Origin of the sequence: Streptomyces sp. WMMC500 (assembly GCF_027497195.1) — a bacterium.
In the GTDB taxonomy this organism is placed as follows: Bacteria; Actinomycetota; Actinomycetes; order Streptomycetales; family Streptomycetaceae; genus Streptomyces.
Map to the genome: position 1 here is coordinate 7,182,643 of NZ_CP114905.1, position 26,318 is coordinate 7,208,960.

A 26,318-nucleotide genomic window follows, 5' to 3' on the forward strand; every position below is an offset into this window, starting at 1 on the left:
TCAGTGGGGCAGACTCGAAGGCAACCCGCCGTGAACTCCGCGGCACGGGCCCGGAACCGGCTGAGAAGAGGGTGAATCGTGGACCGCTGCGTCGTCCTGGTGGACGCCGGCTACCTGCTGGGCGCCGCCGCGAGCCTGCTCGCCGGAGAGCCCGCCCGTTCCCGGATCACCGTCGACCACCCCGAACTCATCCAGGGCCTGCGGGAACAGGCCGAGGCCGACACGGGGCAGCGGCTGCTGCGCATCTACTGGTTCGACGGCGCCCCCGACCGCGTACCGCAGCCGGAACACCGGCGGCTGCGCGTGATGTCGCGCGTCACCGTCCGCCTCGGCGCGCTCACCCGCAGCGACGGTCGCTGGGCGCAGAAGGGCGTCGACGCCGCGATGCACGCGGAGCTGACCGAGCTGGCCCGGAACCGCGCCTGCGCCGACGTCGTGCTCGTCACCGGGGACGGCGACCTGCTGCCGGGCATGATGTCCGCGAAGGAGCACGGCGTCGCCGTCCACCTGTGGGCGGTCCAGGCCGCCGACGGCGACTACAACCAGTCCGAGGACCTGGTCGCCGAGGCCGACGAGCGGCGCGTGCTCGACCGGGTCTGGATCACCCGCGCCATGCAGGCCAAGGACCTCACCGGGATCTGCGCCCCCAGCCCCGTGCCGCGGCCCGAGATCGCCGCGATCCTCTCCGCCCCGCCGTCGGAGAACTCCGTGGCCGGCAAGCAGACCGTCGCCAACGGCACCGCGCAGCCCACCGCCCCGGGCACCGTGCGCCGCCACGACGACGCGGACGCGGCGCCCGAGACCGTACCCGACGACGAGGAGGACCCCGGCGGCAAGGGCGGCGTGCCCACCCCGAAGGACCTGGCGAGCCTGGGCCGCCCCACCGTGCCCGAGGGCCGCCACGGGCCCCCCGTGGGCAGCGCCACGCTGCGCTGGTCGTCCGACCGCGGCTGGGTGGAGCGGCCGGGCGCGGAGCCGCCGGACATCGCCGGGCTGCCCACCCTCGCCCAGCTCACCACGGCGGAGCAGCGCTGGGGGGACCGCGAGGAGGACATCACCGTCATCGGCGGCGACCCCTTCGAGGTGGGGCAGGTCTTCGCCCGGCGCTGGATGGAGCGGCTGGCGGACCAGGTGAAGCTGCGGCTGCTGGCCGGCCAGTACCCGCGTATCCCGCACCGCATCGACGGCGAGCTGCTCCGCTACGCCGCCCGCTTCGGGCTGCTGGCCCACAAGGACGACCAGATCGACGAGCGCGACCGGTATGCGATCCGGGCCGGGTTCTGGCGTGAGATCGACGTCAGCTCGAGCACCGAGCACGCGCAGACGGCGGAGCCGGAGGCGTAGCAGCCGCCCGCACGCCGGCGGCGGACCTCGTCGTACGGCACCGTGCGGGCCCCGGACAGCCCGGGCCCGCCTCCTCAGCGCGTGGGCGGGCTCCAGCCCTGCCAGCCGCCGGTCGGCGGCGGTGGCACCTCCGGCTCGGAGTCGCGCGGCCCGAACAGCCCGGTCAGCACCAGGTGCACGGCCATCGCCGCCCCCGGCCAGGCCAGCAGGGCGCCCTTGGCCTTCAGCTCCAGCGGCGCGTCGAACCCGGCACCGTCGCGCAACTCCTTCGCCCGCTGCGCCACGTTCCCCGGCGGGCCCAGCCAGATGCCGAACCGCCAGGCCACCACCGCCCCGATCAGCGAGCCCAGCGCCAGCCCCAGCACCAGCGGCAGCCCGCCGCGCCGCCGCCACAGGAACACCGCCAGCGCCGTCACCGCGCCGAAGGCAAGACCCAGCAGCGCGAACGTGCCGTCGATGGAGATCGCGTCCTCGCTCTCGCTCTGCCCCAGCCAGGCTTCGCCCCCGCGTACCACCAGCGGCACGCGCGGTGCGAGCCGCTCCCACAGGAAGCCGAGCAGCAGGCCCAGCGCCGCCACGCCCACCAGTACCAGGAAGGCCTGCCACAGCTCCCCGGCGAGATCGTCGTCGCCCTTGGCCCTCCTCCTGCGCTTCCCGCCCGTCGTCCCGTCGGCGGCGCCGGACGAGGAGGGGTAGTGCCACGGGTTCTGGCCCGGCTGTCCGTGCGGCGGCTGCTCGTGCGGTGTCAGGGGAGCGGTCACCCCGTCATCGTGCCAGGGCCGGGGCCGCCCGCCGTAGCCAGGACGGTCGTTCGGAATGTCGCCGTGACCGACCGCCCTCACGAGCGCAGCGCCGCCCTGCGGTACGCCCACGTCGCCGCAGCCAGCGCGGGCACCCCGACACCGGCGCAAACCCCCAGGTCGGCGACGACCGCCGCCCAGTCGGGACCGGGCGCGAACGTCTCCATCAGCGCCTCCACGCCGTACGTGGACGGCAGCAGGTCGCGGGCGAAGGACACCGGTCCCGGCATCCGTTCCGCGGGCAGCACCCCCAGCAGGAGCGCCGCCGACATGCCGAGCTGGCCGCAGAGCGTCGCCAGCTCCGGCCGCGGCGCCAGCAGCCCGAGCACCGCCCCGAGCCCGGCCAGCGCGGCGCCGGACAGCGGCACGACGGCCACCAGGATCCACAGGTGCGTCAGCGGCAGCTCGAAGAGGAGGCTGCCCGTCACGGCCGTGACGACCGTGCCCGGCACGGTGAACGAGGCGTACGCGCCCGCAGCGCCGAGCACCACCGCGGCCGGCGGCACCGGGAGCGTCGCGTAGTGGTCGAGGCCGCCGGTCGCGCGCAACTGGCCGAAGTACTGGGCGAGCAGGTTCAGTGCCACGAACGCCACGATCAGCACCGTCGACCCGGCGACCACCGCGTGGGCCTCGGAGCTGCCCGCCTCGGCGTCGACCACCCCGCGCATCAGGACCATGATCCCGACGGACTGGAAGGTGGCGACGAACAGCAGCGGGAGCCGGGCCACCTTCGCGCGGGAGAGCTGGGCGCGGTAGACGGCGGCGAGGGCGGGGAAGAGCGGTACGCGCGGCGCGAGGGGCACGGCGGCGGGGGCGGGAGCGGGGCCGGCGGAGTCCTCGCCGGCGCCGTCGGCGGCCCCGTTCGGCATGACAGTCCCCCTTGCCGTCCCGTTCGCGGGAGCGGACCCGGGCGCCGCCGGTCCATCCGCCGGTCCCGCCGGCGGCCCGGCGGCGCCGGGCGGGGCCTGCGCGAGGCCGAGCTGTCCGTCCGTCATGCCTTCACCAGTCCCTCGTCCCGCCCGCCGAGGGCCAGGTACACGTCCTCCAGGCTCGGCGTCGTCAGCGTGAAGTCGTCCAGCGCGGCGAACGCCGGCCCGCCCGTGACCGCCGCGACCGCGGCGCGCGCCGCGTCCTGCGGGAGCCGCAGCGTCCAGCGCCGGCCCGTGCGGCGGGCGGTGCGGGCCAGCTCCGCGATCTGCGGCACGTCGAGCGGCGGCTCGTCGCGCCAGACGAGGTCGAGCCGCACCTCCCCGCCCACCAGGGCCTTCAGCCCGGTGGGGGAGTCGCAGGCGATGACCCGGCCGCGGTCGAGCACCGCGATCCGGTCGAGCACGGTCTCGGCCTCGATGACGTTGTGCGTGACGAGCAGCACCGTCGCGCCGCGCTCGGTCCTGCGCCGGTCGATCGCCGTCCAGACGGCGCGGCGGGCCACCGGGTCCATGGCGGTGGTCGGCTCGTCCAGCACCAGCAGCGGGCGCGTGCCGACCAGCGCCGCGGCCACGCACGCCAGCCGCCGCTCGCCGCCGGAGAGCCGGCGCAGCGGGCGGTCGGCGAGGTGGGTGAGGCCCAGCTCATCGAGGACCGTGTCGCGCTCGGCGCGGGCCGCGGGCGCGGGCAGGCCGCGCAGCCGCGCGGTGGTCTCGGCGGCCAGCGCCACCGTCAGGTCGTCCAGCGCCGTCGACTCCTGGCCGAGGTACGCCAGCAGCCGCGCGGCCAGTTCCGGGCGGCGTACGAGGTCGTGGCCGAAGAGCTCGATGGTGCCCGAATCGGGCCGCAGCAGGCCCGTGAGCTGGCGTACGAGGGTGGACTTGCCGGCGCCGTTGGGGCCGAGGAGGCCGAAGATCTCTCCCTCGTGGATGTCGAGGCCGACGCCCGCGCAGGCCCGTACGGGACCGGCGGGTGCGGGCGTCCGCGTGCCCCGGCGGCCCGCCCAGCGCCGCATCCGCTGCTCGCGGGGCGGGGGATAGGTCTTCACGAGATCGCGCACGGCACACACCACCGCGCCCGGCGGGGTGGCGGTCCCGGCCGCGGCAGGACCCGCCGCTTCGCTGCGCGTACTCACGAACTACGAGGGTACGCGGTGCCGAACGGCCCGGGCGTGGGGGGGAGGTCTGCGCGGAGCCTGGACGGATTCCGTGCACTCCGGTATGACCTGGACATGTCGAAGAAAACGCGCAAGCGCAAGTGGCGTACCCGCAAGGGCAAGGCCAACCACGGGCGCCGCCCGGCCTAGCCCGGACCGACCGGACGGGCTGGACGGGCTGGACCAGCATCGTCCCGGCCCTGGCCAGGGCCGCCGGGGGCGGGGTGCGGTCTCCGGTGGAGGGGCTGCCTTGGCGGAGGGGCGTTGTCGGAGGGGCGGCCTACCCTGGGGTGGGTGTGCGGGGAAGTGCGGGACGGCTCGGCCGCCCGGCCCCGGCCAGGCCCGGCCAGGCCCGGCCAGGTCCGCCCGGCGCCCGGGTCAGCGGCCGTCGCGCGCGATCGGCGCCACCACGGCGCCCGTCAGCTCCGCCAGCACCGTCGGCGACAGCTCCACCTCGAGGCCGCGCCGGCCCGCGGAGACGCAGACCGTCGCCCGCCCGCCCGCCGAGGAGTCCAGCACCGTCGGCAGCCGCTTGCGCTGGCCAAGCGGGGAGATCCCGCCGCGGACGTAGCCTGTGGTGCGCTCGACGTGCGCCGGGTCCGCCATCACGGCCTTCTTGCCGCCGGCCGCCGCGGCCAGCGCCTTGAGGTCCAGGGAGCCGGAGACGGGCACGATCGCGACGGTCAGTGCGCCGTCGACCTCGGCGACCAGGGTCTTGAAGACCTGTCCCGGATCGACGCCGAGCGCCTGTGCCGCCTCCTCGCCGTACGACGCGGCGGCCGGGTCGTGGGCGTAGGCGTGGACGGTGAACTCGGCGCCGGCCTTGGTCAGCGCCACCGTGGCCGGGGTGGATCCGGTCTGCTTCTTCTTGGCCATGTCGTCAGGGGCGGGGCTCAGTTGGGGCTCGTCGGGGTCCGCGTCAGGTCGACCGCGGGCAGCGACGGGAGCTTACCCAGCACCGCGCTCTCGCGCCGCAGGATTTTCAGCTCGGCCGACAGCCGCGCCGCCGTGTCCCGCGCCTGGAGGAGCTGCTGCTTCGACGGGGTGTCCAGCACGGCCGCCGCGGCGACGAGATAGGACAGCACCGACGGCTCGTCCGGCAGCTCCGTGGCCGCGCCCAGCGACCGCTCGCGGGCGCCTGCCAGCCTCTTCTGGTACGTCCTGAAGGCCCGTACGACCGCCGCGGACAGCACGCCCGCGCCCTCGCCCGACCGCTCGGGCAGCGCCTCGACCTCACCGGTCAGGTACTCGCCCGAGGCGTCCACCGACAGCAGCCGGAACCGCCGGGTGCCGGTGACCAGCACCTCGTACCCGCCGTTGTCCTTCTCCCGGATCGTCGCCGCGTCCGCGACACAGCCCACGCCGTAGAACGCCTGCATCGGGTCGGCGCCGAAGCCGGCCGCCGGGCCGCGCTCGGGCAGCGTGGTCGGGTCCGGCAGGCCGGGGCCCGTGGGCGCGACCTCGCGGCCGTCCCGGATCGCCACCACGCCGAACCGCCGCTCCGACTCGGGCAGCTTGCGCAGGTCCCGCATCATCGCCCGGTACCGCTCCTCGAAGACGTTCAAGGGCATGACGAGGCCCGGGAACAACACCGCGTTCAGCGGGAAGAGGGGCAGGCGTGCGGTGGTCACAGGCGGATCCTAACGGTCCCGGCCGGTACCTCACTGGCGGCGCAGCGCACGGGAGACGCCGGCCGCCACCGTGGTGGCGAGCACCCAGCCGGCGAGCACCATCACCGTCGCCGTCCACTGGTAATGCCCCGCCTGATGCCAGGCGTTGTCCTGGCCCAGGTCGATGACGGGCAGCAGCAGATCGAGCACGTAGAGCGGCGGGTTCCACTCGGGCCCCTCGCCGGGGCGTAAGGCGCGCGGCTCGTGGCGGGCGAAGTACAGCGAGCCCACCGCCCACAGCACCGCCATCCACACCACCGCGCGGGTGGGCCGGTAGCCGTACGCCACCGTCCAGTCCTGCAGCAGGCCCCACGCCTTGCCGGCCAGCGGCAGCGTCTCGCGGTGCCTGCGGTGCTTGGCGAGCATGACCTCGCGGGCGTCGTGGTCCTCGCCGCTGTTGCGCAGGACGGCGGCCAGCAGCTCGTACGGCTCGGGGGAGAACTCCGGTGTGGCGGCCTCCACCCACTCCAGCCGGTGCACCAGCGGGAAGGCGCCGACGGGTATGAGGTGCTCGTAGAAGAAGCCGGCCATCGCCAGCCGGCCGGGGCCCGGCCAGCTCGTGTACTTGTCGCGGAGGTTGACGACCCGGGCGCCGGACAGCACGACCTTGCCGCCCTCCGGCTCACGCCCCATGAAGCGCAGCTCGGGCGTCTGTATCCGGCGCATGGACATCTCCTGCTCCGGATCCATCACGAACCGCGCGCCGTCGAGGTCGACCGAGTCGCCGAAGCGGCCGTCGTCCAGCCGCAGCCCGCCGTGGCACTCGAAGCGCTGCATCCGCGTGCCGCGCGGCGGGGTGTGGCCGCTGATGCCGTACGGGGGCGTGGCCATGCCCGTCGCGGCCTCGGGGACCGCCGCCGGGCCCATGTGCAGCGAGCGCTCGACGGTGAGCTGCGGCGCGTTGAGCGCGCGCTTGCCGTACGGGTTGCGCAGGACGCTGCCGTTCAGGTTCAGCGAGACGCCGACCGTGGCGCCGCGCATCCGCAGCTCGCCGTGCGCCTGGAGCAGGTCGGCCTGGAGGTCCTGGCCGACGGTGATGCCGTCGGCGGCGACGGCCACGCCGCGCCGGTCCCGGCCGACGGTGAGCTGGCTGAGCAGCAGGTCCGTGCCTATCTGGGCGTCGGTCAGCCGGATGCCGCCGTCCACGGTGCAGCGGGGCATGTGCAGGTCGCCGCTGGTGGTCAGCCGGGCGGCCTCCAGCCGCGGGACCGAGCACTCCACCAGGCGCAGCGTGACGAAGGAGCACTCGGGCAGCAGCATCTCGTTCTCGAAGCGGCAGTTGCGCAGCTCCACGTACGGATCGACGCGGCCGCCGGAGAGGTCGAGCGTGCCCGTGACGAACGCGCCGGCCAGCTTCAGCGACGACACCCGGCCGGGCCGGGCCGGCGGGCCGTGCAGCAGGAGCCGGGCGAGCAGCGAGGCGCGCACGCTGCGGTCCGGTCCCCAGACATGCAGCCCCGCCGGGTCGTTCTGCCCGGGATCGCGCGAGCGCAGATCGTAGGTCGCTCCTTCCTGGAAGGCCTCCCACAGCCCCCGCTCGGTCACCGAAAGGTCCTCGGGCGCCTCCGCCCGGTCGTGCTGTACAGCGGTCAACGACACGCTCCCCTGCTCTTCCCGCGTCCGTCCCGTACGGCTCTGATTCCCCTTGGGGCGGCACACTGAACGCTAGTACCAGGTACTGACAGTGACGAGTTTGCGGTCCAGCCTGTGGACAACCGGGCCGGGCGCCCGGGCCGTCTGAGAGACTTGGACACGTGATCTCCCGAATCGATCTGCGCGGCTCCGCCGCCGCTTCCGACGCAGGCGGCGGCATTGACCGCGACCTGCTGCCCCGTGCCGAGATGGACGTCGAGGCCGCCCTGGAGAAGGTGCGGCCGCTGTGCGAGGACGTCCGGCATCGCGGCACGGCGGCGGTGATCGAGATCACAGAGCGTTTCGACGGCGTGACCCTGGAGCGGCTGCGGGTGCCCGCGGAGGCGCTCTCGCGCGCGCTGGCCGAGCTGGACCCGAAGGTGCGCGCCGCGCTGGAGGAGTCCGTCCGCCGCGCCCGCATCGTCCACCGCGAGCAGCGCAGGAGCGACACCGCGGTGCGGGTCGTCCCCGGGGGGACGGTCACGGAGCGCTGGCTGCCCGTCGCCCGCGTCGGGCTGTACGTGCCGGGTGGCCAGGCCGTGTATCCGTCGTCCGTGGTGATGAACGTGGTCCCCGCCCAGGAGGCGGGCGTGCCGTCGCTGGCCGTCTCGTCGCCCCCGCAGAAGGACGTGCCGAACTCGTGGGGCGCGGGTCTGCCGCACCCGACGATCCTCGCCGCCTGCGCGCTGCTCGGCGTGGACGAGGTGTATGCCGCGGGCGGCGCCCAGGCCGTCGCCATGTTCGCGTACGGGACGGAGGAGTGCGCCCCCGCCGACCTCGTCACCGGCCCGGGGAACGTGTACGTGGCCGCCGCCAAGCGCCTGTTGAAGGGCCGCATCGGCATCGACGCCGAGGCCGGTCCCACCGAGATCGCCGTCCTCGCCGACGACACCGCGGACGCCGCGCACGTGGCCGCGGACCTCATCAGCCAGGCCGAGCACGACGAGCTGGCCGCGGCCGTCCTCGTCACGCCCTCCGAGCGGCTCGCCGAGGCCGTCGAGGCCGAGCTGAAGACGCAGGTGGCCGCCACCCGGCACGTCGAGCGGGTCAGCGCCGCCCTGGGCGGCAGGCAGTCCGGCATCGTGCTCGTGGACGATCTGGAGGCCGGCCTGCGCGTCGTCGACGCCTACGCCGCCGAGCACTTGGAGATCCAGACCGCCGACGCCGCCGCGCTCGCCGCCCGGGTGCGCAACGCCGGCGCGATCTTCGTCGGCCCGTACGCCCCGGTCTCCCTCGGGGACTACTGTGCGGGCTCCAACCACGTGCTGCCCACCGGCGGTTGCGCCTGCCACTCCTCGGGCCTGTCCGTGCAGTCGTTCCTCAAGGGCGTCCACGTCGTGGAGTACACGCGCGACGCCCTCGCCGACATCGCCCCGCACGTGGTCACCCTCGCCGAGGCCGAGGACCTGCCCGCCCACGGGGCCGCGGTGAAGGCGCGTTTCCGTGGCGAACCGGAGGAGCACACCGCCGGAGGAGACAGTGACGGGAAGGGGCCGCGGCCGTGACCACGATCGACGACCTGCCGGTCCGCGCCGAGCTGCGCGGCACGTCCCCGTACGGCGCCCCCCAGCTCGACGTGCCCGTCCGGCTGAACACCAACGAGAACCCCTACCCCCTGCCCGAGCCCCTGGTCCGGCGCATCGCCGAGCGCGTCACCGAGACCGCCCGCCACCTCAACCGCTACCCCGACCGGGACGCGGTCGAGCTCCGCACCGAGCTGGCGCGCTACCTGTCGCGCACCGCCGGGCACGAGGTGACCACCGCCCACGTCTGGGCGGCCAACGGGTCCAACGAGGTCATCCAGCAACTGCTGCAGACCTTCGGCGGCCCCGGCCGCACGGCCATCGGCTTCGAGCCGTCGTACTCGATGCACGGCCTCATCTCCCGCGGCACCGGCACCGGCTGGCTCTCCGGCCCGCGGCGCGAGGACTTCACCATCGACGTCGACGCGGCCGAGCGCGCCATCGCCGAGCACCGCCCCGCCGTGGTGTTCGTCTGCTCGCCGAACAACCCCACCGGCACCGCCGTCGAGCGCGAGACCGTCCTCAGGCTGTACGAGGCCGCCCAGGCCGCGGGTCCCTCGATGCTCGTGGTGGACGAGGCGTACGGCGAGTTCAGCCACCGCCCGTCGCTGCTGCCGCTGATCGAGGGCCGCCCGCGGCTCGTCCTCACGCGCACGATGTCCAAGGCGTTCGGCGCCGCCGGCCTGCGGCTCGGCTATCTCGCCGCCGACCCCGCCGTGGTCGACGCGGTCCAGCTCGTCCGCCTGCCGTACCACCTGTCGGCCGTCACCCAGGCCACCGCGCTCGCAGCCCTGGAGCACACCGATACCCTGCTCCAGTACGTCGAACAGCTCAAGCAGGAGCGGGACCGGCTGGTGTCGGAGCTGACCGCGCTCGGCTGCGAGGTCACCGAGTCCGACGCCAACTTCGTGCAGTTCGGCCGTTTCCCCGACGCGCACGCCGCGTGGGAGCGGCTGCTGGACCACGGGGTGCTGGTCCGGGACAACGGCGTGCCCGGCTTCCTGCGCGTCAGCGCGGGCATCCCGGCGGAGAACGACGCGTTCCTCGATGCGGTGGGCGCGCTGAAGAAGGAGAGCAACTCATGACTCGCGTGGGCCGCGTCGAGCGCACCACGAAGGAGACCTCGGTCGTCGTCGAGCTGGACCTCGACGGCCGCGGCGAGGTCTCAGTGTCGACGGGCGTCGGCTTCTTCGACCACATGCTCGACCAGTTGGGCCGCCACGGCCTCTTCGACCTCACCGTCAAGACCGACGGCGACCTGCACATCGACAGCCACCACACCATGGAGGACACCGCCCTGGCCCTGGGCGCCGCCTTCCGCCAGGCCCTCGGCGACAAGCGCGGCATCGTGCGGTTCGCCGACGCCTCCGTTCCGCTGGACGAGTCGCTGGCCCAGGTCACCGTGGACCTCTCCGGCCGCCCGTACCTGGTGCACTCCGAGCCCGAGGGCATGGCCCCGATGATCGGCGCGGACTACGACACGACGATGACCCGGCACATCCTGGAGTCGTTCGTCGCCCAGGCGCAGATCGCGCTGCACGTCCACGTGCCGTACGGGCGCAACGCGCACCACATCGTGGAGTGCCAGTTCAAGGCGCTGGCCCGCGCGCTGCGCTACGCGTCGGAGATCGACCCGCGGCAGACCGGCATCCCCTCGACCAAGGGCGCTCTCTGATGAACGGCCTGTCGATACTGCTGATCTTCGTGGGGCTCTTCCTGCTCGGCGGCGTCATCTCCTTCGCCAAGCAGGGCCAGTCGAAGAACGTGATCGCCGTGCTCGCCGTCGGCTCCGCGATGGCGCTCGCCGCCGGCATCCTCCGGCTGGGGGTGTGGGGTTGAGCGACAGCGCCGTGCCCACCGCCTCCGCCACGTCCGGAGCCGCAGCCGCCACGGCGGCGCCGGCCGCCGTGCCCGCCGCCCGCAGCGGCGGGGGGCGGGGCGGGCGCAAGAGCGTCGTCGTCTTCGACTACGGCTTCGGCAACGTCCGCTCCGCCGAGCGCGCCGTCGCCCGCGCCGGCGCCGCGGTGGAGATCACCGGCGACTACGACCGGGCGATGGCCGCCGACGGCCTGCTGGTGCCCGGCGTCGGCGCCTTCGCCGCCTGCATGGGCGGGCTGAAGGAGGCCCGCGGCGACTGGGTCGTCGAGCGTAGGCTCGCCGGCGGCCGGCCCGTGCTGGGCATCTGCGTCGGGATGCAGATCCTCTTCGAGCAGGGCGTCGAGCACGGCGTACGGACCGACGGCATGGGGGAGTGGCCCGGCACGGTCGAGGCGCTCAAGGCCGACGTCGTGCCGCACATGGGCTGGAACACCGTCGAGATCGCGGCCGGCTCCCGGATGTTCGCGGGCGTCGACCCCGGGGAGCGCTTCTACTTCGTCCACTCCTACGCCGCCCGCCGCTGGGAGCTGGAGGTGCACAACCCGCGCATCGCCCCGCCCGCCGTCACCTGGAGCACCCACGGCGAGCCGTTCGTCGCAGCCGTCGAGAACGGACCCCTGTGGGCCGCCCAGTTCCACCCCGAGAAGTCCGGCGACGCCGGTGCCCTGCTCCTCAAGAACTGGATCGAGACCCTCTGATGACGCCCCGCGAGACGACCACCGTCCTGGAGCTGCTGCCCGCCGTCGACGTCCGCGACGGCCAGGCCGTCCGCCTCGTGCACGGCGAGTCCGGCACCGAGACCGGCTACGGCGACCCGCTGGAGGCCGCGCTCACCTGGCAGCGCGCCGGCGCCGAGTGGCTGCACCTCGTCGACCTCGACGCCGCCTTCGGCACCGGGGACAACCGCGCCCGTATCGGCGAGGTCGTCCGGTCGATGGACATCAAGGTCGAGCTGTCCGGCGGCATCCGCGACGACGCGTCCCTCGCCGCCGCCCTCGCCACCGGCTGCACCCGCGTCAACCTCGGCACCGCCGCCCTGGAGTCCCCCGAGTGGGTCGCCGGGATCATCGCCGAGCACGGCGACCGCATCGCGGTCGGCCTCGACGTCCGCGGCACCACGCTGCGCGGCCGCGGCTGGACCCGCGACGGCGGCGACCTGTACGAGACCCTGGCGCGGCTCGACGCCGAGGGCTGCGCGCGCTACGTGGTCACCGACATCGACAAGGACGGCACCCTCCGGGGGCCCAACCTGCAACTGCTGCGCAACGTCTGCGCCGCCACCGACCGGCCGGTCGTCGCGTCCGGCGGCGTCTCCTCCCTTGACGACCTGCGGGCCATCGCCACGCTGGTCCCCGAGGGTGTCGAGGGCGCGATCGTGGGCAAGGCCCTCTACGCGAAGGCGTTCACCATGGAAGAGGCTTTGGAGGCGGTGTCCTGATGGCCGGTGGCGGCGTACGTCGCATCTCGTCCGGTGCCCCCTGGGAGGAGGAGTTCGGCTACTCGCGCGCGGTGGAGCTGCCCAACGGCCTCGTGCTGGTGGCCGGCTGCACGTCCGTCGTCGACGGTGTGATCGTCGGCGAGGGCGATCCGCACACCCAGGCCATGACCGCCTTCGGCGTCGCGTTCGAGGCGCTGAAGAAGATCGGCCTGGAGCGCGAGGACGTCGTGCGGACCCGGATGTTCCTCACCCACGCGCGGGACGTGGAGGCCGTCGGCGGCGCGCACAAGGAGCTGTTCGGCGCCATCCGCCCCGTCTCGTCGCTGATCATCGTCTCCGGCTTCGTCGACCCTCGGCTGGTCGTCGAGATCGAGGTCGAGGCGTACCGCCCCGGCGGCCCCCGGGAAGCGGCCGGCGCATGACCCTGGCGGTGCGGGTCATCCCCTGCCTCGACGTGGACGGCGGGCGGGTCGTCAAGGGCGTCAACTTCCGTAACCTGCGCGACGCCGGCGACCCCGTCGAGATGGCCCGGGTGTACGACGCGGAGGGCGCCGACGAGCTGACGTTCCTCGACATCACCGCGTCCTCCGGCGACCGCGAGACGACGTACGAGATGGTGCGCCGTACCGCGGAGCAGGTCTTCATCCCGCTCACCGTCGGCGGCGGCGTGCGTACGGTGACGGACGTGGACCGGCTGCTGCGCGCGGGCGCGGACAAGGTCGGCGTCAACACCGCGGCGATCGCCCGGCCTGAGCTGATCCGCGAGATCGCCGAGCGCTTCGGCAGCCAGGTGCTGGTGCTCTCGGCGGACGCGCGGCGCTGCGCCGACGGTGCGGCGGCCACGCCCTCGGGCTTCGAGGTGACGACCCACGGCGGGCGGCGCGGCACGGGCATCGACGCCGTCGAGTGGGCCGCGCAGGCCGCGGAGCTGGGCGCGGGAGAGATCCTGCTCAACTCGATGGACGCCGACGGTACCAAGGACGGCTACGACACGGAGATGATCGCCGCGGTGCGCAGGCGCGTGACGATCCCCGTCGTCGCCAGCGGCGGCGCGGGCCGGCTCGACCACTTCCCGCCGGCGATCGACGCGGGCGCGGACGCGGTGCTGGCGGCCTCGGTGTTCCACTTCGGGGACCTGCGGATCGGCGAGGTGAAGGAGACGCTGCGCACCGCGGGCCGTGCCGTACGGGGCACGCCGGCGCGGGGCTGAGCCGGCGCCCCCGGACCGCTCAGCCGGTGTGCAGGACCCGGAAGCGGCCGGGGTCCGCCGGGTCCCGGTCCACGACCTGCACCGGCGGCCAGGCCCACTGCCACACGCCGGTCTCCGGCACGCGCGAGAACCGGATCGGCCCGCGGGTCCCGTCGACCGCGACGTCCGCCCAGGCCCCGGCCGTACGCGCCCCGGCCGTACCGCCGCGACGCAGCACGTCGGCGAGGACGGCGACCGTGTCGTAGCCCTCGAAGGCGACGAAGGAGGGTGCTCCGCCGAGTCGTTCGCGCAGCGCCGCCTCGACGCGCACGCCGAGCGGCGGGAGGCGGTCGGGCAGGTAGCGCAGGAACGGGACCGCCGCGCCCTCGCCACCCGGCAGCGCCGCCCACTCGGCGAACTCCGGCTGTCCGGCCGGGGCACCGACGAGCAGCCCGGCCAGGCGCGGGTCGCGGCGTACGGACCTGACGAGCGGCAGCGCGGGCTCCGGGTGGCCGACGAGCAGCAGGAGCGCGGTGGCGCCGCTGCCGGCGAGGGCGTCGCACAGGGCCTCGGGGGTGAGCGCGCCCGCGTCCAGCTCGGTCACGGTGCCGCCGTGCGGGGCGAGCCGGTCGCGCAGGATGCGGGTCCCGGACGTCCAGTACACGCTGGGCTGGGTCGCCACGGCGAGGCGGCGGTGGCCCGCGCCGAGGAGGAAGTCCGCGTAGAGCCGCCAGCCGTGGGACTGCGCCGGGGCGATCCGCGCGACGCCGTCTGCCTGACGCTCGGTCAGCGCGTCGAGGACCGCCGACGAGCACAGGAACGGCACCCCGAGGTCGTCGGCGCGCGTGGCGGCGGTGCGGGCGACGACGCTGTGGTACTCGCCAGCCAGCGCGGCGACGCCGAGTCCTGCCAGCTCGTCGACGGCCGCCGCGGCGCGCCGCGGATCGGCGGCGGTGTCGCGCACCACCAGCTCCAGGGGCCTGCCGGCGATCCCGCCCGCGTCGTTGACCTCGCGGGCGGCCAGGTCGAGCCCGGCGACCAGGTGCCGGCCCGCCTCGGCCCAGCCGGGCGGGGTGAGCGGGGCGAGGGCGCCGATCCGTACCGGCTCGTCGGGCCGTGAGGGGCGCGCCTGGGTGACCATGGCGGCCATTGCACAGGCCGACGGGGCGGGCGGCAACCGATTATCGGGCTACGGGCCCGCTCATCCGGCCTGTTCATCCGGCCCGGGCCGCCGTCGCGCCCGGCACCGCCCCCACCAGCAGGTCCATCTGCCGCAGCGACGCCGCCAGCACCGCGTCCGGGTCCTGCGCGTGCGCCACCGCCATCGCGCACTCGCACAGCGCCCCGAAAACCACCGAGGCCATCGCGTCCAGCTCCACCGCCGGCACGGTGTCCGCACCGCCGGCGTGAACGGCCTGCTCCAGCCCGCGCCGCGTCATCGCCCGGCAGTCCGCCTGCACCTCGCGCATCACGGCCCAGCCCAGCGCCCCCGGGGCGTCGAGCAGCGTGATCCGCTGGGTGCCGGGCTCGATGGAGCCGGTGAGGAACGCGCGCTGGCCCGCCCGCAGCCCGTCCCACGGGTCCGCGCACGCGCGGAAGGCGTCGGCGATGGCGTCGCGCAGCCGGTGCTGCTCCGCCTCGTAGACGGCGCGGAAGAGGGTCTGCTTGTTGCGGAAGTGGTGGTAGAGGGCGCCCTTCGAGATGCCCGCCTGCGCGCAGATCGCGTCCAGGGAGGCGGCGGCGTAGCCGACCCGGGCGAAGTGCGCGCGGGCGGCGCCGACCAGGTCCTTCGTCGTGGCCGCCGTGCGCTCCTGCTGCGTTCTGCGGGTCTTCATGCGCGCATTCTAGGCGGGGTTACCCTGTACATACGTACTCCCGGTATGTAACTCTTCGGTAGGCCGAGAGAAGCGAGAGAGGGGTGTACGCCCATGACCACCACCGCAGTCATCGTCGACGCCGTGCGCACGGCCTCCGGCAAGGGCAAGCCCGGTGGCGCCCTGTCCGGCGTCCACTCCGTCGACCTCCTGGCCGAGGTGCTGCGCTCGGTCGCCGACCGCAGCGGTCTCGACCCCGTGCGGCTCGACGACGTGATCGCCGGCTGCGTCACCCAGGCCGCCGACCAGTCGTTCAACGTCGCCCGCAACGCCGTGCTGGCCGCCGGCTTCCCCGAGTCCGTGCCGGGCACCACCGTCGACCGGCAGTGCGGCTCGTCGCAGCAGGCCGCCCACTTCGCGGCGCAGGGGGTGATGGCCGGTGCGTACGACATCGCCGTGGCCGCCGGTGTCGAGTCGATGAGCCGGGTGCCGATGGGCACGGCCGCCGTGGGCCGGGACCCGTTCGGCGACCGCCTCGCGGCCCGCTACCCCGGCGGGCTGATCGCCCAGGGCCACTCCGCGGAGCTGATCGCGGCCCGGTGGGGGCTCGGGCGCACGGAGCTGGACGCGTTCTCGGAGCGCTCGCACCGGCTGGCGGTGCGGGCGTGGGAGCGGGGCGTCTTCGACGGGGACGTGGTGCCCGTGGGGGAGCACCGCAGGGACGAGACCGTACGGCCGTCGACCTCCCTGGACGGGCTCGCTGCGCTCAAGCCGTCCTTCTACGACCCCGCCGTCGCCGCACGCTTCCCCGAGATCGGCTGGCACATCACGCCCGGCAACTCCTCGCCGCTCACGGACGGCGCCTCCGCCGTGCTGATCATGAGCGAGCAGCGCGCCGCGGAGCTGGGCCTCACGCCGCGGGCGCGGTTCCACTCCTTCGCGGTGACGGGGGACGACCCGGTGCTGATGCTGATGGGCGTCGTACCGGCGACGCGGAAGGTGCTGGCCAAGGCGGGGCTCACGATCGCCGACATCGACGCCTTCGAGGTGAACGAGGCGTTCGCGCCGGTGCCGCTGGCGTGGCAGCGCGAGGTGGGCGCCGACCCGGAGCGGGTCAACGTCCACGGCGGAGCGATCGCCCTGGGCCACGCGCTGGGTGCCTCGGGCACGCGGCTGCTGGGCACGCTGCTCGGCGCGCTGGACGCGGTGGACGGCCGATACGGGCTCCAGGTGATGTGCGAGGCGGGCGGCCTGGCGAACGCGACGATCGTGGAACGGCTGAGCTGAGCGGCGTCCCCTGCGCGGGGCACGGCGGGGTGGGCGGCCCGCAGACCACCCACCCAACCCTCTGTTACCCGCCCAGCGCTGCGGCCGTGCGCAGGGCGCCCGCCGCTTCCTCGTCGCGGCCCTGGCGCTGGAGCGTGCGGCCCAGCATCAGGTGGGCGTACTCCTCGACCGGGTCGCGGTCGAGGACCGCGCGCAGCTCCGTCTCGGCGCGGCCCAACTGCGCGGAGTGGTAGTACGCCCGTGCCAGCAGCAGCCGGGGCGCGACCTGCTCGGGGTACTCCTCGACCACGCGGGCCAGCAGCTTCGCCGCCCCCGCGTAGTCCTTCCCGTCGAAGAGCACGCCGGCCCGCTCCCAGCGGGACGCCGCGTCCGCGGCCTCCGGCGCCGCGAAGATGGTCAGCGCGTCGCTCCACCGGCTCGCGGCGGGCTCGCCGTCCGGACCGTGGGCGTTGAAGCCCCGGAACTCCTCGGACATGTCACTCCTTCCGGGTGTCCGGCCGCAGCGCGGCCAGTTGCTGCTCGAACGGGACGACCTGCTCGGCACCGCCGGCCGCCGGGCGCGGCTGCCGGCCGTGCATCAGCTCGGCCAGCTCGCCCGCCGCCCGGGCGATGCGGGTGGGCAGGGTGTCGGTCAGCGGGTCGCCGCTGCCGCCCCAGTCGTCGGCCGCCGCGTACACCGCGGTCGGCACGACGACGGACCGCAGGTAGGAGAAGAGCGGGCGCATCGCGTGCTCCAGCACCAGTGAGTGCCGCGCCGTCCCGCCGGTCGCCGCGACCAGCACCGGCTTCCCGGCCAGCGCACCGTCGTCCGCCGCCCCGATCACGTCGAAGAACGACTTGAACAGTCCGCTGTACGAACCGGAGAAGACCGGCGTCACGGCGATCAGCCCGTCGGCGCCCGTGACCGCGTCGATCGCCTCGGCGAGGGCGGGCGACGGGAAGCCGGTGACCGTGTTGTGGGCGATGTCCGCCGCCAGGTCGCGCAGCTCGACCACCCGCACCTCGACCCGCCTGTCGTCGTCGGCCGGCTGGCGGCGTACCGCCTCCGCCAGCCGGTCGGCCAGCAGCCGGGTGGACGAGGGCACGCTCAGCCCGGCCGACACCACGGTCAGCTTCAGCGCGGTCACTTCGCCACCTCCGCCTTCTCGCCCTGCTCGGCTGCCGCCGCCGCCACGCGGGCCGCGTGGGTCGGCGCCTCCGGCACGTCCGCCGGCCGGTTCTTCGCGAACTCCTCGCGAAGCACCGGCACGACCTCCTCGCCGAGCATGTCCATCTGCTCCAGCACCGTCTTCAGCGGCAGGCCCGCGTGGTCGACCAGGAAGAGCTGCCGCTGGTAGTCCCCGAAGGACTCGCGGAACGTCAGCGTCTTGTCGATGACCTCCTGCGGGCTGCCGACGGTCAGCGGCGTCTGCTCGGTGAAGTCCTCCAGCGAGGGCCCGTGCCCGTACACCGGCGCGTTGTCGAAGTACGGCCGGAACTCGCGGACCGCGTCCTGCGAGTTCTTCCGCATGAACACCTGCCCGCCCAGGCCGACGACCGCCTGCTCGGGGGTGCCGTACCCGTAGTGGGCGTAGCGCGTGCGGTACAGCTCGATGAGCCGCTGGAAGTGCTCCTTCGGCCAGAAGATGTTGTTGGCGAAGAAGCCGTCCCCGTAGTACGCGGCCTGCTCGGCGATCTCCGGCGAGCGGATGGAGCCGTGCCAGACGAACGGCGGCACGCCGTCCAGCGGGCGCGGCGTGGACGTGAAGCCCTGGAGCGGGGTGCGGAAGCGCCCCTCCCAGTCGACGACGTCCTCGCGCCACAGCCGGTACAGCAGCGCGTAGTTCTCCACGGCCAGCGGGATGCCCTGCCGGATGTCCTGGCCGAACCAGGGGTAGACGGGACCGGTGTTGCCCCGGCCCATCATCACGTCCACCCGGCCGTCCGCCAGGTGCTGGAGCATCGCGAAGTCCTCGGCGATCTTCACCGGGTCGTTCGTGGTGATCAGCGTGGTGGACGTGGACAGGATCAGCCGCTCCGTGCGCGCCGCGATCCAGCCCAGCATGGTGGTCGGGGAGGAGGGGACGAACGGCGGGTTGTGGTGCTCGCCGGTGGCGAAGACGTCGAGACCGACCTCCTCGGCCTTGAGCGCGAGGGCCGTCATCGCCTTGATCCGCTCGTGCTCGCTCGGCACCCGACCCGTGGTGGGGTCCTGGGTCACGTCGCCCACACTGAAGATCCCGAACTGCACCGGACTCACCCTCTCCGTGGTTGAATGCTCAATCACAGCGGAGAACGTGTGTCCGCGCAACCCTATTCCCCGCCGCGTCCGGGCAGGTGGAAGCCCCGGTACGGGTCCGCGCGGGGGTCAGGGACGAAGGACCCGTACCGGGGGAGCGAGGGGCGGCCGGGCCCGGCCTCCCGCACCGGGCCCGGCCGGCGCGGGGGCCGCTCCCGGGGCCGCCGGGGAGCGGCGCGGGGTAGCGGCTCGGCTACCCCGCGTGGGCGGAGCGGGCCGCCGGTCCCGTGCGGCGGCCCGCTCCGCCGCCGCCTCAGGCCGACGGGAACAGCTCGGCGTACACCGCGAAGGCGATCGCCAGCCCCGCCTGCGCCCAGAAGCGGTGGTACGTGAACTCCGGCGCCGGTCCGCCGTCCAGGTGGTCCTGCACCTTCTGCCACTCCGGGTCGTCGCGGTACCACGAACGCAGCTCGATGAAGGTGACGCCCGGCTCGATGGTGTCGCCGTTCGGCATCGTGCCCGACCAGCCGTCCGGGATGTACACCTCGTCACCGAAGCGCCCGTAGTCGGCCCGCGTCTCCGGCACCGCGATGCCGAGGTCGTCGGCGTTCGCGGCCAGCGCGTCCAGCAGCCGCTTGGCCAGGTCGGCCGTCGCGGTGTCGCCGGCCTTGGCCGCGTAGTACGTCAGCGTCTTGGCCAGCGCCGAGGCGACGCCCACGTCCGTGCCGTACTCCGCGACCGAGACGTGCAGCCCGGCGTTGGCGCCGGGGCTCGCCGGGTCCCAGGTGTCCGGCTCGCCGTCCCAGGACAGCGTCGACGGGATCCGGAACGTGCCGTCGGCCTCCGCGGTGATCTCCGGGGTGACCCAGGCCACCCACTTCTCCAGCAGCGCCTGCGCGGTCGCGTTGCCCGAGGCGTAGTACAGCTCCGCGACCCGTTCCATGCCCCAGCACTGCATGCCGAACCAGTTGTTGCTGGGCGGGTCGTGGTAGACGGGCTGCCAGTCGTAGGCCATGCCGTAGAAGGTGGGCGTGCCGGGGGGCGGGGTGCCGTACTGCCCCTCCCAACTGTTGGTGCAGCCGCCCGCGATCCCGCCCTCGGCCGACTGCAGCCAGCGCAGGAACTCCAGTTGCCGGGTCAGGCTCGTGGACCAGTCGTTCTTCGCGGTGGGGGACCTGGGCGTCAGCTCGGGGACGGTGGACAGCGCCCAGGCGGCGAAGGGGTTCTGGTAGCCCTGGTGGGCGGCGCCGTCGCCGATGCGCCAGGCCCAGCCGCCGCCACCGCCCGCGGCCCCGCCCCAGGCGTAGTACCAGGACAGCAGGTAGTGCTGGGAGTTGCGGCCGCTGCCCGCGGCGCAGCCCGTGGGGCTGGTGCAGTCACCGATCTTCTTGAAGTACTTGTCGAACATCGCGTACCGCAGGTAGTCGCCCATCTTCGCGGCCCGCTGCACCGAGGCGGAGATCTGGCCCGCGTTGCCCTGCTCGGTGGCCCAGGTCAGTGCCCAGTACGCGGCCTGCACGGCGCGCGCGTCGGCGTCGGGCGCGTTGGTGTACTTCCACTGTTGCGCGTAGGAGGCGTCGCCCACGAACAGGTCGAGGTACCCGTTGGGGCCGCCGAACTCGAACAGGTCGGTCGTCGGCTGGGGAACGGTCTCCCACACCGACTCCTCCGAGCCGCGCTGGTAGCTGTTGATGTACGAAGGGCCCGGGCCCGGGCCGTTCTGGCCGCCGGTGCCGGGGGTGTTGCCGTAGCCGTAGGTGTTGTCGACGTCGAGCAGCCAGTGCATCCCGTAGATGTCCATCGTCCCGTACGCGGACGCCAGTTCGGCCGCAAGCGGGTCCTGGCCGACGGGCACCGCGGGGTCGAGCTGCGCGGGGTACTGCGTGACGTCGGGGTGCTCGGGCGCGTAGGTCGCGGGCGAGCCCGGGTTGTACGAGCTGTTGGTGGGCTGGTCGGCCTGGGTCGGGATGATGTACTGCTCGGTCACCTCCCAGGCGGTGTTGAACGGGCCCCAGTCGCCGGTGACCCTGCCGTACGCGGCCTCCAGCCACATCCAGTAGCTGAACGCCTCGGACGTCGTCTCGTGCCCGTGGTCGGGCGCCTCGACGAGCAGCGTCTCGACGCTGTGGTAGGGGATGCCGTCCGGGCTGAAGTACCCGTTGGCCGGGTCCTTGATCTTCTCGTACTGGGCGAGGAAGAGGTCGTCGTACGGACCCTGCGGGGCCGCCGCCGTCGCCTTCGTCGTCTCGGGTGCCGTGCCGGCGCGGGCGGCGGCCGTTCCGGCGGCCGTCGCGAGTGCGGCGCCGCCGGCCGCGGCGGTGAAGCGCCTGCGGCTCAGGGAGCTGGACATGGGGGATCTCCTCGGGGAGCCCGCGGGGCGGGTGGCCCTGCGGGAGGGGTGGAGGTGGGGTGCGCGGCTGTGCGGGGGTCGCCGCCCGGCGGGCCGGTGGTTCCGAAGGGCCGGCCGGCTCGGGGGGCCGGCGGGCTCGGGTGGGCGGGACCCGGTGGGTGACCGGTCGGATGCCCCGGTTGGATGCCCGGTGGCGGCCGTCCCGGGGGCCGCCACCGGGCCGCTCCGCCGCCGGGATCCGGCGGCCGGCGGCGGAGGGTGGGGGGAACTCGCGTGCGCTAGCTCACCGGCGGGTTGGCGTTGGCGATCAGCTCCTCGAACTGCGCCTGGAACCAGTGGCCGGAGGTCGGCGCGCCGTCGAGGGCGCCCGACATGTTGTACTGGTTGCGTGCGTTGCCCTCGTACGTCGGGTCGCACATCCGGTCGAAGCCCTTGTCGTCGTCCGGGATCTCCTCGCTGGCGCCGTCCGACTCACCCGGAGGCTTGATCCAGGCGTAGGCGTGGATGTTGGGCGCGGGCGAGGCGGTCGGCCGCTCGCCGAGGCCGGCACCGGACTGGTTGCACCAGTTGCCGAGGTGGATCCGGCGGTCGGTACGGCTGTCGTTGACGTAGTCCTCACCGGGCCCGGAGATGTCGCCGGGGCCGGACGGCCGGTCCGCGCCGCCCCAGCCGTTGCGCGAGGTGTCGATGATCGCGCCCATGCCGGACGGGAACCCGGCGCTGGTGGCAGCCTCGGTCACGAACGCCTGCGCGAAGGACTGCTCGTCGACGTAGCGGTTCCAGTCCACCCACGAGCTGTGTCCCTCCCGGATGGGACCGTCGCCGGCGACGTCGTCGATGGAGAAGTACGGCTCCTCGGTCGCGCCGTAGTTCGCGGTGTTGGCGGCGAAGCCGGTCACGTCCTCGGGCGAGGCGCCCTCGGCGTTGGCGGCTTCGTAGAGCAGGTCGGCGGTCGCCTGGAAGTTGTCGTCCCAGCCGATCCAGCCGTGGTGGCCGATGTCGATGTAGTTGTAGACGTTGCCGTTGTCGCCCAGGGTGCCGAGGTTGTAGCCGACGCCCTTGACGTAGTTGCCGTTGGCCTTCATCACGTCGCACTCGGGCGTCGCGGTCTCGCGCCCGCCGACGTTGGTGATGAGGTTGGGCAGCGAGTCGATCTCGACGACGTTGATGATCTTGAGGTTCTCGTAGGCCGGGTCGTCGATGATCGCGTCGATCGCGTCGATGAACTCGGTCTTGTACCGGTCGATCTCGGTCGGGCCCAGCTCGCCCCGAGAGGCGAGTGCAGCGCAGTCGCGGCCGGGAAGGTTGTAGGTGACGATCTGGATGGCGTCGGCGCCCTGTGCCAGCGCCTCGTCCATGTGCTCACGCAGGCCCATGTTGTTGGAGCCGTCGGAGCCACTGGTGATCGCCCCGATGCTGTCGAGCCAGACGGCGGTGGGGGTGTCGGCGATGGCCGCGCCGCCGCCCTCGGTGGCCGCGGCGGACCAGTCGGGGTTCACGTACAACTGGCTGCCCGCGTAGGGGTTGTCGCCGGGCGCCGCGACCTCGGCCGCCGCGGGGGGCGCGGACAGCGAGTACGTCAGCAGGGTGCCCGTGGCGGCCAGCGCCGCGGCGCTGATGCCGGTGACTCGGAGGCGTGACTTTCTCATGCGGCTCTCCTTCCACGCCCGTGAGGGCGCTGGATGTGGGGGGAGTGGGGGTGTGTGGGGGGCGGTGCCGGAGCGCGAGTTACTGACGAGTACATGTCAATCTTGACCTTCCCTCCGCGCGTCCCGAGCGGTGGTGTATGAAGGGTGGGAGCGCTCCCATATCGCGCTGCGAGGCTAACAGCTCAAAGAAGTGTTGTGAAGGGTCCGTCCGCGAGGACGGACGTCTTCACTGTTCGTAGGCGCGGAACGGGCGGGCGGGGCACGGCGGTTCAGCGGTGTGCCCTGCGGTGCGCGGTGTGCCGGTGCGGTACGCCGGGCGTCGGGGGGCCGGTGGGCGGGGCCCGGCGGTGGGGCAGGCCGGGGGCATGTGAGGCGGGCCGGGGGACGGGGGGTGCCGGGGCAGGCCGGGGGTACGTGAGACGGGCCGGTTCGGAGGGCCGGCGGTGGAGCAGACCCCGGTATTTGAGGCGGGCCGGTGGACGGGGTGGTCGGTGTCGGGGTGGCCCGGGGGGTGCCCTGACGTACACCCTTTTCCCCTCGCCGGTCCTCCCCGTCCACCGGCCCACCCCACGCACGACAGTGCGCCCGGCACCGTACCCCCGCGCCCGACTCGCCCCGCGCACCGGCGACCGCCCGGCACCGTACCCCCGCAACCGGGCCACGCTCACACCGCGCTCGCCCACGACGCCGGTGACCCGGGCGCGTTGTCACAGCAGGGGCATACCCTTGGGCGGGCGTGCGGGGAGAGGGGGGCCCGGCGAACGACGGATGGACCCGAGCCTGGCGACAGCCGGCGACGGCCCACGCGCCACCGACCGCCCCGGCACCGTACCCCCGAATCCGGCCCACGCCCGCAACACACCTGCCGGCCACGCCGCCGGCCCCGGTGTGCCGCTACGCGCCCGCGCGGGCCCCGATCTCCGCGACCAGCCGCTCCGCGACCGGCACGGCGATCCCGTGGGCCTGCGCGCCGCGCAGCAGCGCGCCGCCGATGGCGTCGAGTTCGAGGGGCCGGCCGGCCTCCGCGTCGCGGAGCATCGAGGACTTCGTACGGGCCGGGAAGGCGTCGTACATCGACGCGACGGCCTCCGCGTCCACCTGCGCCCCGCTCGCCCCCGCCACCGCCGCGGTCTCCGCCAGCAGCGCCAGCATCTCGTCCCGGTGCTCGGTCCGTACGCCGCCGACGGGCAGGCCGTGGCGGGTGGTGAGCAGCGCCATCGGCGCGAGAAAGGCCATCTTCGTCCACAGGATGCTCGCCTCGTCGTCCCGCACCTGCACCTCGATGCCGGCGTCGGTCAGCACCCCGGCCACCGCCTCCAGCCGCTCGGGCGGCGCGGTCGCGGAGGCGAGCGAGACCCTGGTGAACGGGCTGCCGTGCTCGATCAGCCCGGGCGCGACCCGCGTGGACTCCACCGTGATCGTGCCCGCGGCGACCTGCTCGGGCCGGTAGCGCTCACGGAGCGCGGCCATGTGGTCGACGCCGTTGAGCAGCGGCACCACGAGCCCGCCGCCGAGCGCCGCGGGCGGTACGCGCTCCAGCGCGGCGGCGAAGGCGGTGGCCTTGACGGCGACGACGCACACGTCCACGGGCTCACGCAGCTCGGTGTCGCCCGCCACGTGGGTGGCGAAGTCGCCGAACTGCCTGCTGTTGACGGTGATCCCGTCCGCCTGGAGGGCGCTCGCCGTCGCCGCGCCGGCTACACAGGTCACCCGGTGCCCGGCCCGGGCCAGCAGCCCGGCGAGCAGCCCGCCGACCCCGCCGGGGCCGAGCACGGCAGCGTTCATCGTGTCCATGCGGAGCAAGTAAAGGCCAGTTGGCCGACGCCGTCCACACCACCCGCGGTCAGCTCCGCGCCGCCGCCGGGGCGCCCGAGCGCGGCGGCTCGCCGCGGCACGGGTACGGGACGTACCGCCGGCCCCGGCCCCGGCCCCGGCCCCGGCCCAGGCCCACGCCCCGGCTTCGGCGACGTGGGGCAGGTGTACGACCCGTGGACGGCAGAAGCCGCTCCGGCGCACACCTCGTGTGCGCCGGAGCGGCCCCCCGCCGGTTGACGGGTCAGCGGCCGAAGTCCTGCCGCGCGGTCGGCTGTGCCGCGTCGAGTGCGGCGCGCAGGTCGGTCGCCGACCTGCCCGTCATCTCTTTCTTCAGGGAAGGGCCGCCCTCGCCCTCGTCCGCATGTTCGGCCGCGGCGGCGGCCTGCTCGCTGCCCTCGGACTCACCCCTGCCGATCACACCGTCGTCGTACGGAAGCGTGGAGTTCTCGCCCAGTCCGCGCCACTGTCCGGGGATGGTCTCGCCCTCCTCGGTGAAGGCGGGGCGCCAGGTGAGAGCCATCAGATAGCGGTGCCCGACCTCGACGCGGGGCCGGTCCTCCAGCGCCATCGGGCTCCTGCTGCCGTCCTGCCTGAACGTCCAGCCGGGCGCGGGCCAGGTGAAGTCGGGTGCCGGCGCCGACTCGGCGGCGCCCGCGCGGGACCACACGACGTCATCGACTTCGAGAGTGACCTCGCGCGGGATGTAGCCCTGGCCGGCTTCCACCTCTTCGGGATCGGCCGGGAGCTCCCGCTCGGCCGTCGCCGTGACGACCACGACGTGGTCGGCGTACGTCACCCAGTCCGACGCCGTCCGGTTGGGCAGCCGGTCCGAGGCATGGGCGACGACGACCTCGTCGGCGCCACCGGAGTCCCCTCCGCGGTCGTTGCCGGCCGCCCAGGACGCCGCGAACGGCGCACCGGCGAGAAGGGTCACCATGGCCGCAGCGGCGGCCCACGCTTTGGCGTGCTTCACTGCAGCCCCCTCAGTAGGTGGTGTTGATGTTGTCCCGGTTGACGCTGCCGAGCACGGCATCGGTAGGGGACGGCGTCTTCATGCAGCCGAGCTGGTGATGCGTGTTGCTCACCGAGGGATCGGCCCTGATCCCGTGCACCAGCCCTACGGCGTGGCCCGCCTCGTGGCAGATCGTGCCCTGGTCGAACTCGCCCGGCTCGATGCGCACCATGTGCTGATCGCACTCGAACTCCCCGCCCTGGGGGTCGTCGCACCAGGTCGTGCCGACCGCGTCACCGGACAGGTCTCCCTTGGCGTAGATGACGTCCGTTTCGTTGTCTCCCGTCCAGACCGGTTCGGCCGGGTAGTGGAGAGACAGGTCGGTGGGGCCGTACTCCTGATCCAGCACGATCTTCACCCGGAGCTTCTCGTTCGAGGTGAGGGAGTTCTCCCGGAAGATCGTCCAGTAGTCGTTGTCGGTCCTGCAGATGACGGCGTTCTGGGGCTCTCCCTTGCTGCAGCCCGGGTTGTAGTTGCCGGTCGGCACCATGTTGTAGATCGCGGCACCCCAGGAGGTGCCGGCGAGGGCCACCAGGGTCGTACCGACGGCTCCGACGGTCAGGGCCCGCCGTCGCCAGGTGCGCTTCTGTGTGTTCGCCGCCACGGCAGTCCACTC

General features: G+C 74.0%; 26 protein-coding genes. 10 read left to right on the forward strand and 16 right to left on the reverse strand.

All coding sequences use genetic code 11. The features are described 5' to 3' along the window. Nucleotides 1–78: 78 nt before the first annotated feature. Entirely contained in the window at nucleotides 79–1,344 is a 1,266-nt protein-coding gene (locus O7599_RS30940; RefSeq protein ID WP_281618906.1) for an NYN domain-containing protein, read from the forward strand. 74 nt (nucleotides 1,345–1,418) lie between these two features. On the opposite strand, the gene O7599_RS30945 is transcribed toward O7599_RS30940, so the two are convergent. From O7599_RS30945 to O7599_RS30970, 6 genes are all read right to left on the reverse strand, one after another. Continuing rightward, nucleotides 1,419–2,105 carry a hypothetical protein gene (locus O7599_RS30945; protein WP_281618907.1) on the reverse strand — a complete coding sequence of 229 codons (687 nt, stop codon included), beginning with the start codon at nucleotides 2,103–2,105 and terminating at the stop codon, nucleotides 1,419–1,421. Between the two features lie 77 nt (nucleotides 2,106–2,182). Then, nucleotides 2,183–3,013 carry an ABC transporter permease gene (locus O7599_RS30950; protein WP_281618908.1) on the reverse strand — a complete coding sequence of 277 codons (831 nt, stop codon included), beginning with the start codon at nucleotides 3,011–3,013 and terminating at the stop codon, nucleotides 2,183–2,185. A gap of 122 nt (nucleotides 3,014–3,135) precedes the next feature. Further along, nucleotides 3,136–4,086, reverse strand: a complete 951-nt coding sequence (locus O7599_RS30955) for an ABC transporter ATP-binding protein (protein ID WP_281623587.1) — start codon at nucleotides 4,084–4,086, stop codon at nucleotides 3,136–3,138. A 519-nt stretch (nucleotides 4,087–4,605) separates the two neighbouring features. Next, nucleotides 4,606–5,103: a Cys-tRNA(Pro) deacylase gene (gene ybaK, locus O7599_RS30960; protein WP_281618909.1), complete on the reverse strand. Its 498-nt coding sequence runs from the start codon at nucleotides 5,101–5,103 to the stop codon at nucleotides 4,606–4,608. 17 nt (nucleotides 5,104–5,120) lie between these two features. Next, entirely contained in the window at nucleotides 5,121–5,858 is a 738-nt protein-coding gene (locus O7599_RS30965; protein WP_281618910.1) for an LON peptidase substrate-binding domain-containing protein, read from the reverse strand. Nucleotides 5,859–5,888: 30 nt separating this feature from the next. Next, nucleotides 5,889–7,490: an oxidoreductase gene (locus tag O7599_RS30970; RefSeq protein WP_281618911.1), complete on the reverse strand. Its 1,602-nt coding sequence runs from the start codon at nucleotides 7,488–7,490 to the stop codon at nucleotides 5,889–5,891. A 161-nt stretch (nucleotides 7,491–7,651) separates the two neighbouring features. Between O7599_RS30970 and hisD the strand changes: the two genes are divergently transcribed. From hisD to hisF, 8 genes are all read left to right on the forward strand, one after another. Continuing rightward, a complete protein-coding gene (gene hisD / locus O7599_RS30975) occupies nucleotides 7,652–9,034 on the forward strand; it encodes a histidinol dehydrogenase (protein ID WP_281618912.1) in 1,383 nt (460 codons plus the stop codon). After that, a complete protein-coding gene (locus O7599_RS30980) occupies nucleotides 9,031–10,137 on the forward strand; it encodes a histidinol-phosphate transaminase (RefSeq protein WP_281618913.1) in 1,107 nt (368 codons plus the stop codon). Before hisD ends, O7599_RS30980 begins: the two co-directional genes overlap by 4 nt. Then, a complete protein-coding gene (gene hisB / locus O7599_RS30985; RefSeq protein ID WP_281618914.1) occupies nucleotides 10,134–10,727 on the forward strand; it encodes an imidazoleglycerol-phosphate dehydratase HisB in 594 nt (197 codons plus the stop codon). The genes O7599_RS30980 and hisB overlap by 4 nt, the downstream gene beginning before the upstream one ends. Further along, nucleotides 10,727–10,891, forward strand: coding sequence for a hypothetical protein (locus O7599_RS30990; RefSeq protein ID WP_281618915.1), 165 nt, complete (start codon nucleotides 10,727–10,729; stop codon nucleotides 10,889–10,891). Before hisB ends, O7599_RS30990 begins: the two co-directional genes overlap by 1 nt. Nucleotides 10,892–10,959: 68 nt before the next feature. After that, complete coding sequence (hisH, locus tag O7599_RS30995) at nucleotides 10,960–11,628, forward strand: imidazole glycerol phosphate synthase subunit HisH (RefSeq protein WP_281623588.1); 669 nt, start codon at nucleotides 10,960–10,962, stop codon at nucleotides 11,626–11,628. Then, on the forward strand, nucleotides 11,628–12,368 hold the full coding sequence (gene priA / locus O7599_RS31000) for a bifunctional 1-(5-phosphoribosyl)-5-((5-phosphoribosylamino)methylideneamino)imidazole-4-carboxamide isomerase/phosphoribosylanthranilate isomerase PriA (protein ID WP_281618916.1): 741 nt from the start codon (nucleotides 11,628–11,630) through the stop codon (nucleotides 12,366–12,368). Before hisH ends, priA begins: the two co-directional genes overlap by 1 nt. Further along, nucleotides 12,368–12,790, forward strand: coding sequence for a RidA family protein (locus O7599_RS31005; protein WP_281618917.1), 423 nt, complete (start codon nucleotides 12,368–12,370; stop codon nucleotides 12,788–12,790). The genes priA and O7599_RS31005 overlap by 1 nt, the downstream gene beginning before the upstream one ends. After that, nucleotides 12,787–13,578 carry an imidazole glycerol phosphate synthase subunit HisF gene (gene hisF / locus O7599_RS31010; RefSeq protein WP_281618918.1) on the forward strand — a complete coding sequence of 264 codons (792 nt, stop codon included), beginning with the start codon at nucleotides 12,787–12,789 and terminating at the stop codon, nucleotides 13,576–13,578. Before O7599_RS31005 ends, hisF begins: the two co-directional genes overlap by 4 nt. Before the next feature lie 19 nt (nucleotides 13,579–13,597). On the opposite strand, the gene O7599_RS31015 is transcribed toward hisF, so the two are convergent. Further along, nucleotides 13,598–14,707, reverse strand: coding sequence for an ABC transporter substrate-binding protein (locus tag O7599_RS31015; protein WP_281618919.1), 1,110 nt, complete (start codon nucleotides 14,705–14,707; stop codon nucleotides 13,598–13,600). Nucleotides 14,708–14,771: 64 nt separating this feature from the next. Next, a complete protein-coding gene (locus O7599_RS31020) occupies nucleotides 14,772–15,392 on the reverse strand; it encodes a TetR/AcrR family transcriptional regulator (RefSeq protein ID WP_281618920.1) in 621 nt (206 codons plus the stop codon). A 93-nt stretch (nucleotides 15,393–15,485) separates the two neighbouring features. On the opposite strand from O7599_RS31020, the gene O7599_RS31025 reads away from it, so the two are divergent. After that, nucleotides 15,486–16,658, forward strand: a complete 1,173-nt coding sequence (locus O7599_RS31025) for a thiolase family protein (protein ID WP_281618921.1) — start codon at nucleotides 15,486–15,488, stop codon at nucleotides 16,656–16,658. Nucleotides 16,659–16,722: 64 nt separating this feature from the next. Here the strand turns inward: O7599_RS31025 and O7599_RS31030 are convergent, their stop codons facing one another. From O7599_RS31030 to O7599_RS31065, 8 genes are all read right to left on the reverse strand, one after another. Continuing rightward, the gene (locus O7599_RS31030; protein WP_281618922.1) at nucleotides 16,723–17,133 is read right to left on the reverse strand and encodes a tetratricopeptide repeat protein; all 411 of its coding nucleotides are present in this window, start codon (nucleotides 17,131–17,133) and stop codon (nucleotides 16,723–16,725) included. A 1-nt stretch (nucleotide 17,134) separates the two neighbouring features. After that, nucleotides 17,135–17,785 (reverse strand): FMN reductase, encoded by a 651-nt coding sequence (locus O7599_RS31035; RefSeq protein ID WP_281618923.1) that lies wholly within the window; start codon nucleotides 17,783–17,785, stop codon nucleotides 17,135–17,137. Continuing rightward, the gene (locus O7599_RS31040) at nucleotides 17,782–18,888 is read right to left on the reverse strand and encodes an LLM class flavin-dependent oxidoreductase (RefSeq protein WP_281618924.1); all 1,107 of its coding nucleotides are present in this window, start codon (nucleotides 18,886–18,888) and stop codon (nucleotides 17,782–17,784) included. Before O7599_RS31040 ends, O7599_RS31035 begins: the two co-directional genes overlap by 4 nt. A 301-nt stretch (nucleotides 18,889–19,189) precedes the next feature. Beyond that, nucleotides 19,190–21,226 carry a glycoside hydrolase family 48 protein gene (locus O7599_RS31045; RefSeq protein WP_348652577.1) on the reverse strand — a complete coding sequence of 679 codons (2,037 nt, stop codon included), beginning with the start codon at nucleotides 21,224–21,226 and terminating at the stop codon, nucleotides 19,190–19,192. Nucleotides 21,227–21,504: 278 nt separating this feature from the next. After that, nucleotides 21,505–22,875, reverse strand: a complete 1,371-nt coding sequence (locus O7599_RS31050) for a glycoside hydrolase family 6 protein (RefSeq protein ID WP_281618925.1) — start codon at nucleotides 22,873–22,875, stop codon at nucleotides 21,505–21,507. An 894-nt stretch (nucleotides 22,876–23,769) separates the two neighbouring features. Continuing rightward, nucleotides 23,770–24,660, reverse strand: a complete 891-nt coding sequence (locus O7599_RS31055; RefSeq protein ID WP_281623589.1) for a 2-dehydropantoate 2-reductase — start codon at nucleotides 24,658–24,660, stop codon at nucleotides 23,770–23,772. Between the two features lie 271 nt (nucleotides 24,661–24,931). Continuing rightward, on the reverse strand, nucleotides 24,932–25,663 hold the full coding sequence (locus tag O7599_RS31060) for a hypothetical protein (protein ID WP_281618926.1): 732 nt from the start codon (nucleotides 25,661–25,663) through the stop codon (nucleotides 24,932–24,934). Nucleotides 25,664–25,673: 10 nt separating this feature from the next. After that, nucleotides 25,674–26,306, reverse strand: coding sequence for a hypothetical protein (locus O7599_RS31065; RefSeq protein WP_281618927.1), 633 nt, complete (start codon nucleotides 26,304–26,306; stop codon nucleotides 25,674–25,676). Nucleotides 26,307–26,318: the final 12 nt, after the last annotated feature.

What these genes read in the sequence shown, in the direction of transcription:
- O7599_RS30950 (WP_281618908.1), bottom strand. Translation starts at nt 3,013, where the DNA reads ATGCCGAACGGGGCCGCCGACGGCGCCGGCGAGGACTCCGCCGGCCCC.
- O7599_RS30955 (WP_281623587.1), bottom strand. Translation starts at nt 4,086, where the DNA reads ATGCGGCGCTGGGCGGGCCGCCGGGGCACGCGGACGCCCGCACCCGCC.
- ybaK (WP_281618909.1), bottom strand. Translation starts at nt 5,103, where the DNA reads ATGGCCAAGAAGAAGCAGACCGGATCCACCCCGGCCACGGTGGCGCTG.
- hisB (WP_281618914.1), top strand. Translation starts at nt 10,134, where the DNA reads ATGACTCGCGTGGGCCGCGTCGAGCGCACCACGAAGGAGACCTCGGTC.
- O7599_RS30990 (WP_281618915.1), top strand. Translation starts at nt 10,727, where the DNA reads ATGAACGGCCTGTCGATACTGCTGATCTTCGTGGGGCTCTTCCTGCTC.
- priA (WP_281618916.1), top strand. Translation starts at nt 11,628, where the DNA reads ATGACGCCCCGCGAGACGACCACCGTCCTGGAGCTGCTGCCCGCCGTC.
- O7599_RS31005 (WP_281618917.1), top strand. Translation starts at nt 12,368, where the DNA reads ATGGCCGGTGGCGGCGTACGTCGCATCTCGTCCGGTGCCCCCTGGGAG.
- hisF (WP_281618918.1), top strand. Translation starts at nt 12,787, where the DNA reads ATGACCCTGGCGGTGCGGGTCATCCCCTGCCTCGACGTGGACGGCGGG.
- O7599_RS31015 (WP_281618919.1), bottom strand. Translation starts at nt 14,707, where the DNA reads ATGGCCGCCATGGTCACCCAGGCGCGCCCCTCACGGCCCGACGAGCCG.
- O7599_RS31020 (WP_281618920.1), bottom strand. Translation starts at nt 15,392, where the DNA reads ATGAAGACCCGCAGAACGCAGCAGGAGCGCACGGCGGCCACGACGAAG.
- O7599_RS31025 (WP_281618921.1), top strand. Translation starts at nt 15,486, where the DNA reads ATGACCACCACCGCAGTCATCGTCGACGCCGTGCGCACGGCCTCCGGC.
- O7599_RS31030 (WP_281618922.1), bottom strand. Translation starts at nt 17,133, where the DNA reads ATGTCCGAGGAGTTCCGGGGCTTCAACGCCCACGGTCCGGACGGCGAG.
- O7599_RS31045 (WP_348652577.1), bottom strand. Translation starts at nt 21,226, where the DNA reads ATGTCCAGCTCCCTGAGCCGCAGGCGCTTCACCGCCGCGGCCGGCGGC.
- O7599_RS31050 (WP_281618925.1), bottom strand. Translation starts at nt 22,875, where the DNA reads ATGAGAAAGTCACGCCTCCGAGTCACCGGCATCAGCGCCGCGGCGCTG.
- O7599_RS31055 (WP_281623589.1), bottom strand. Translation starts at nt 24,660, where the DNA reads ATGAACGCTGCCGTGCTCGGCCCCGGCGGGGTCGGCGGGCTGCTCGCC.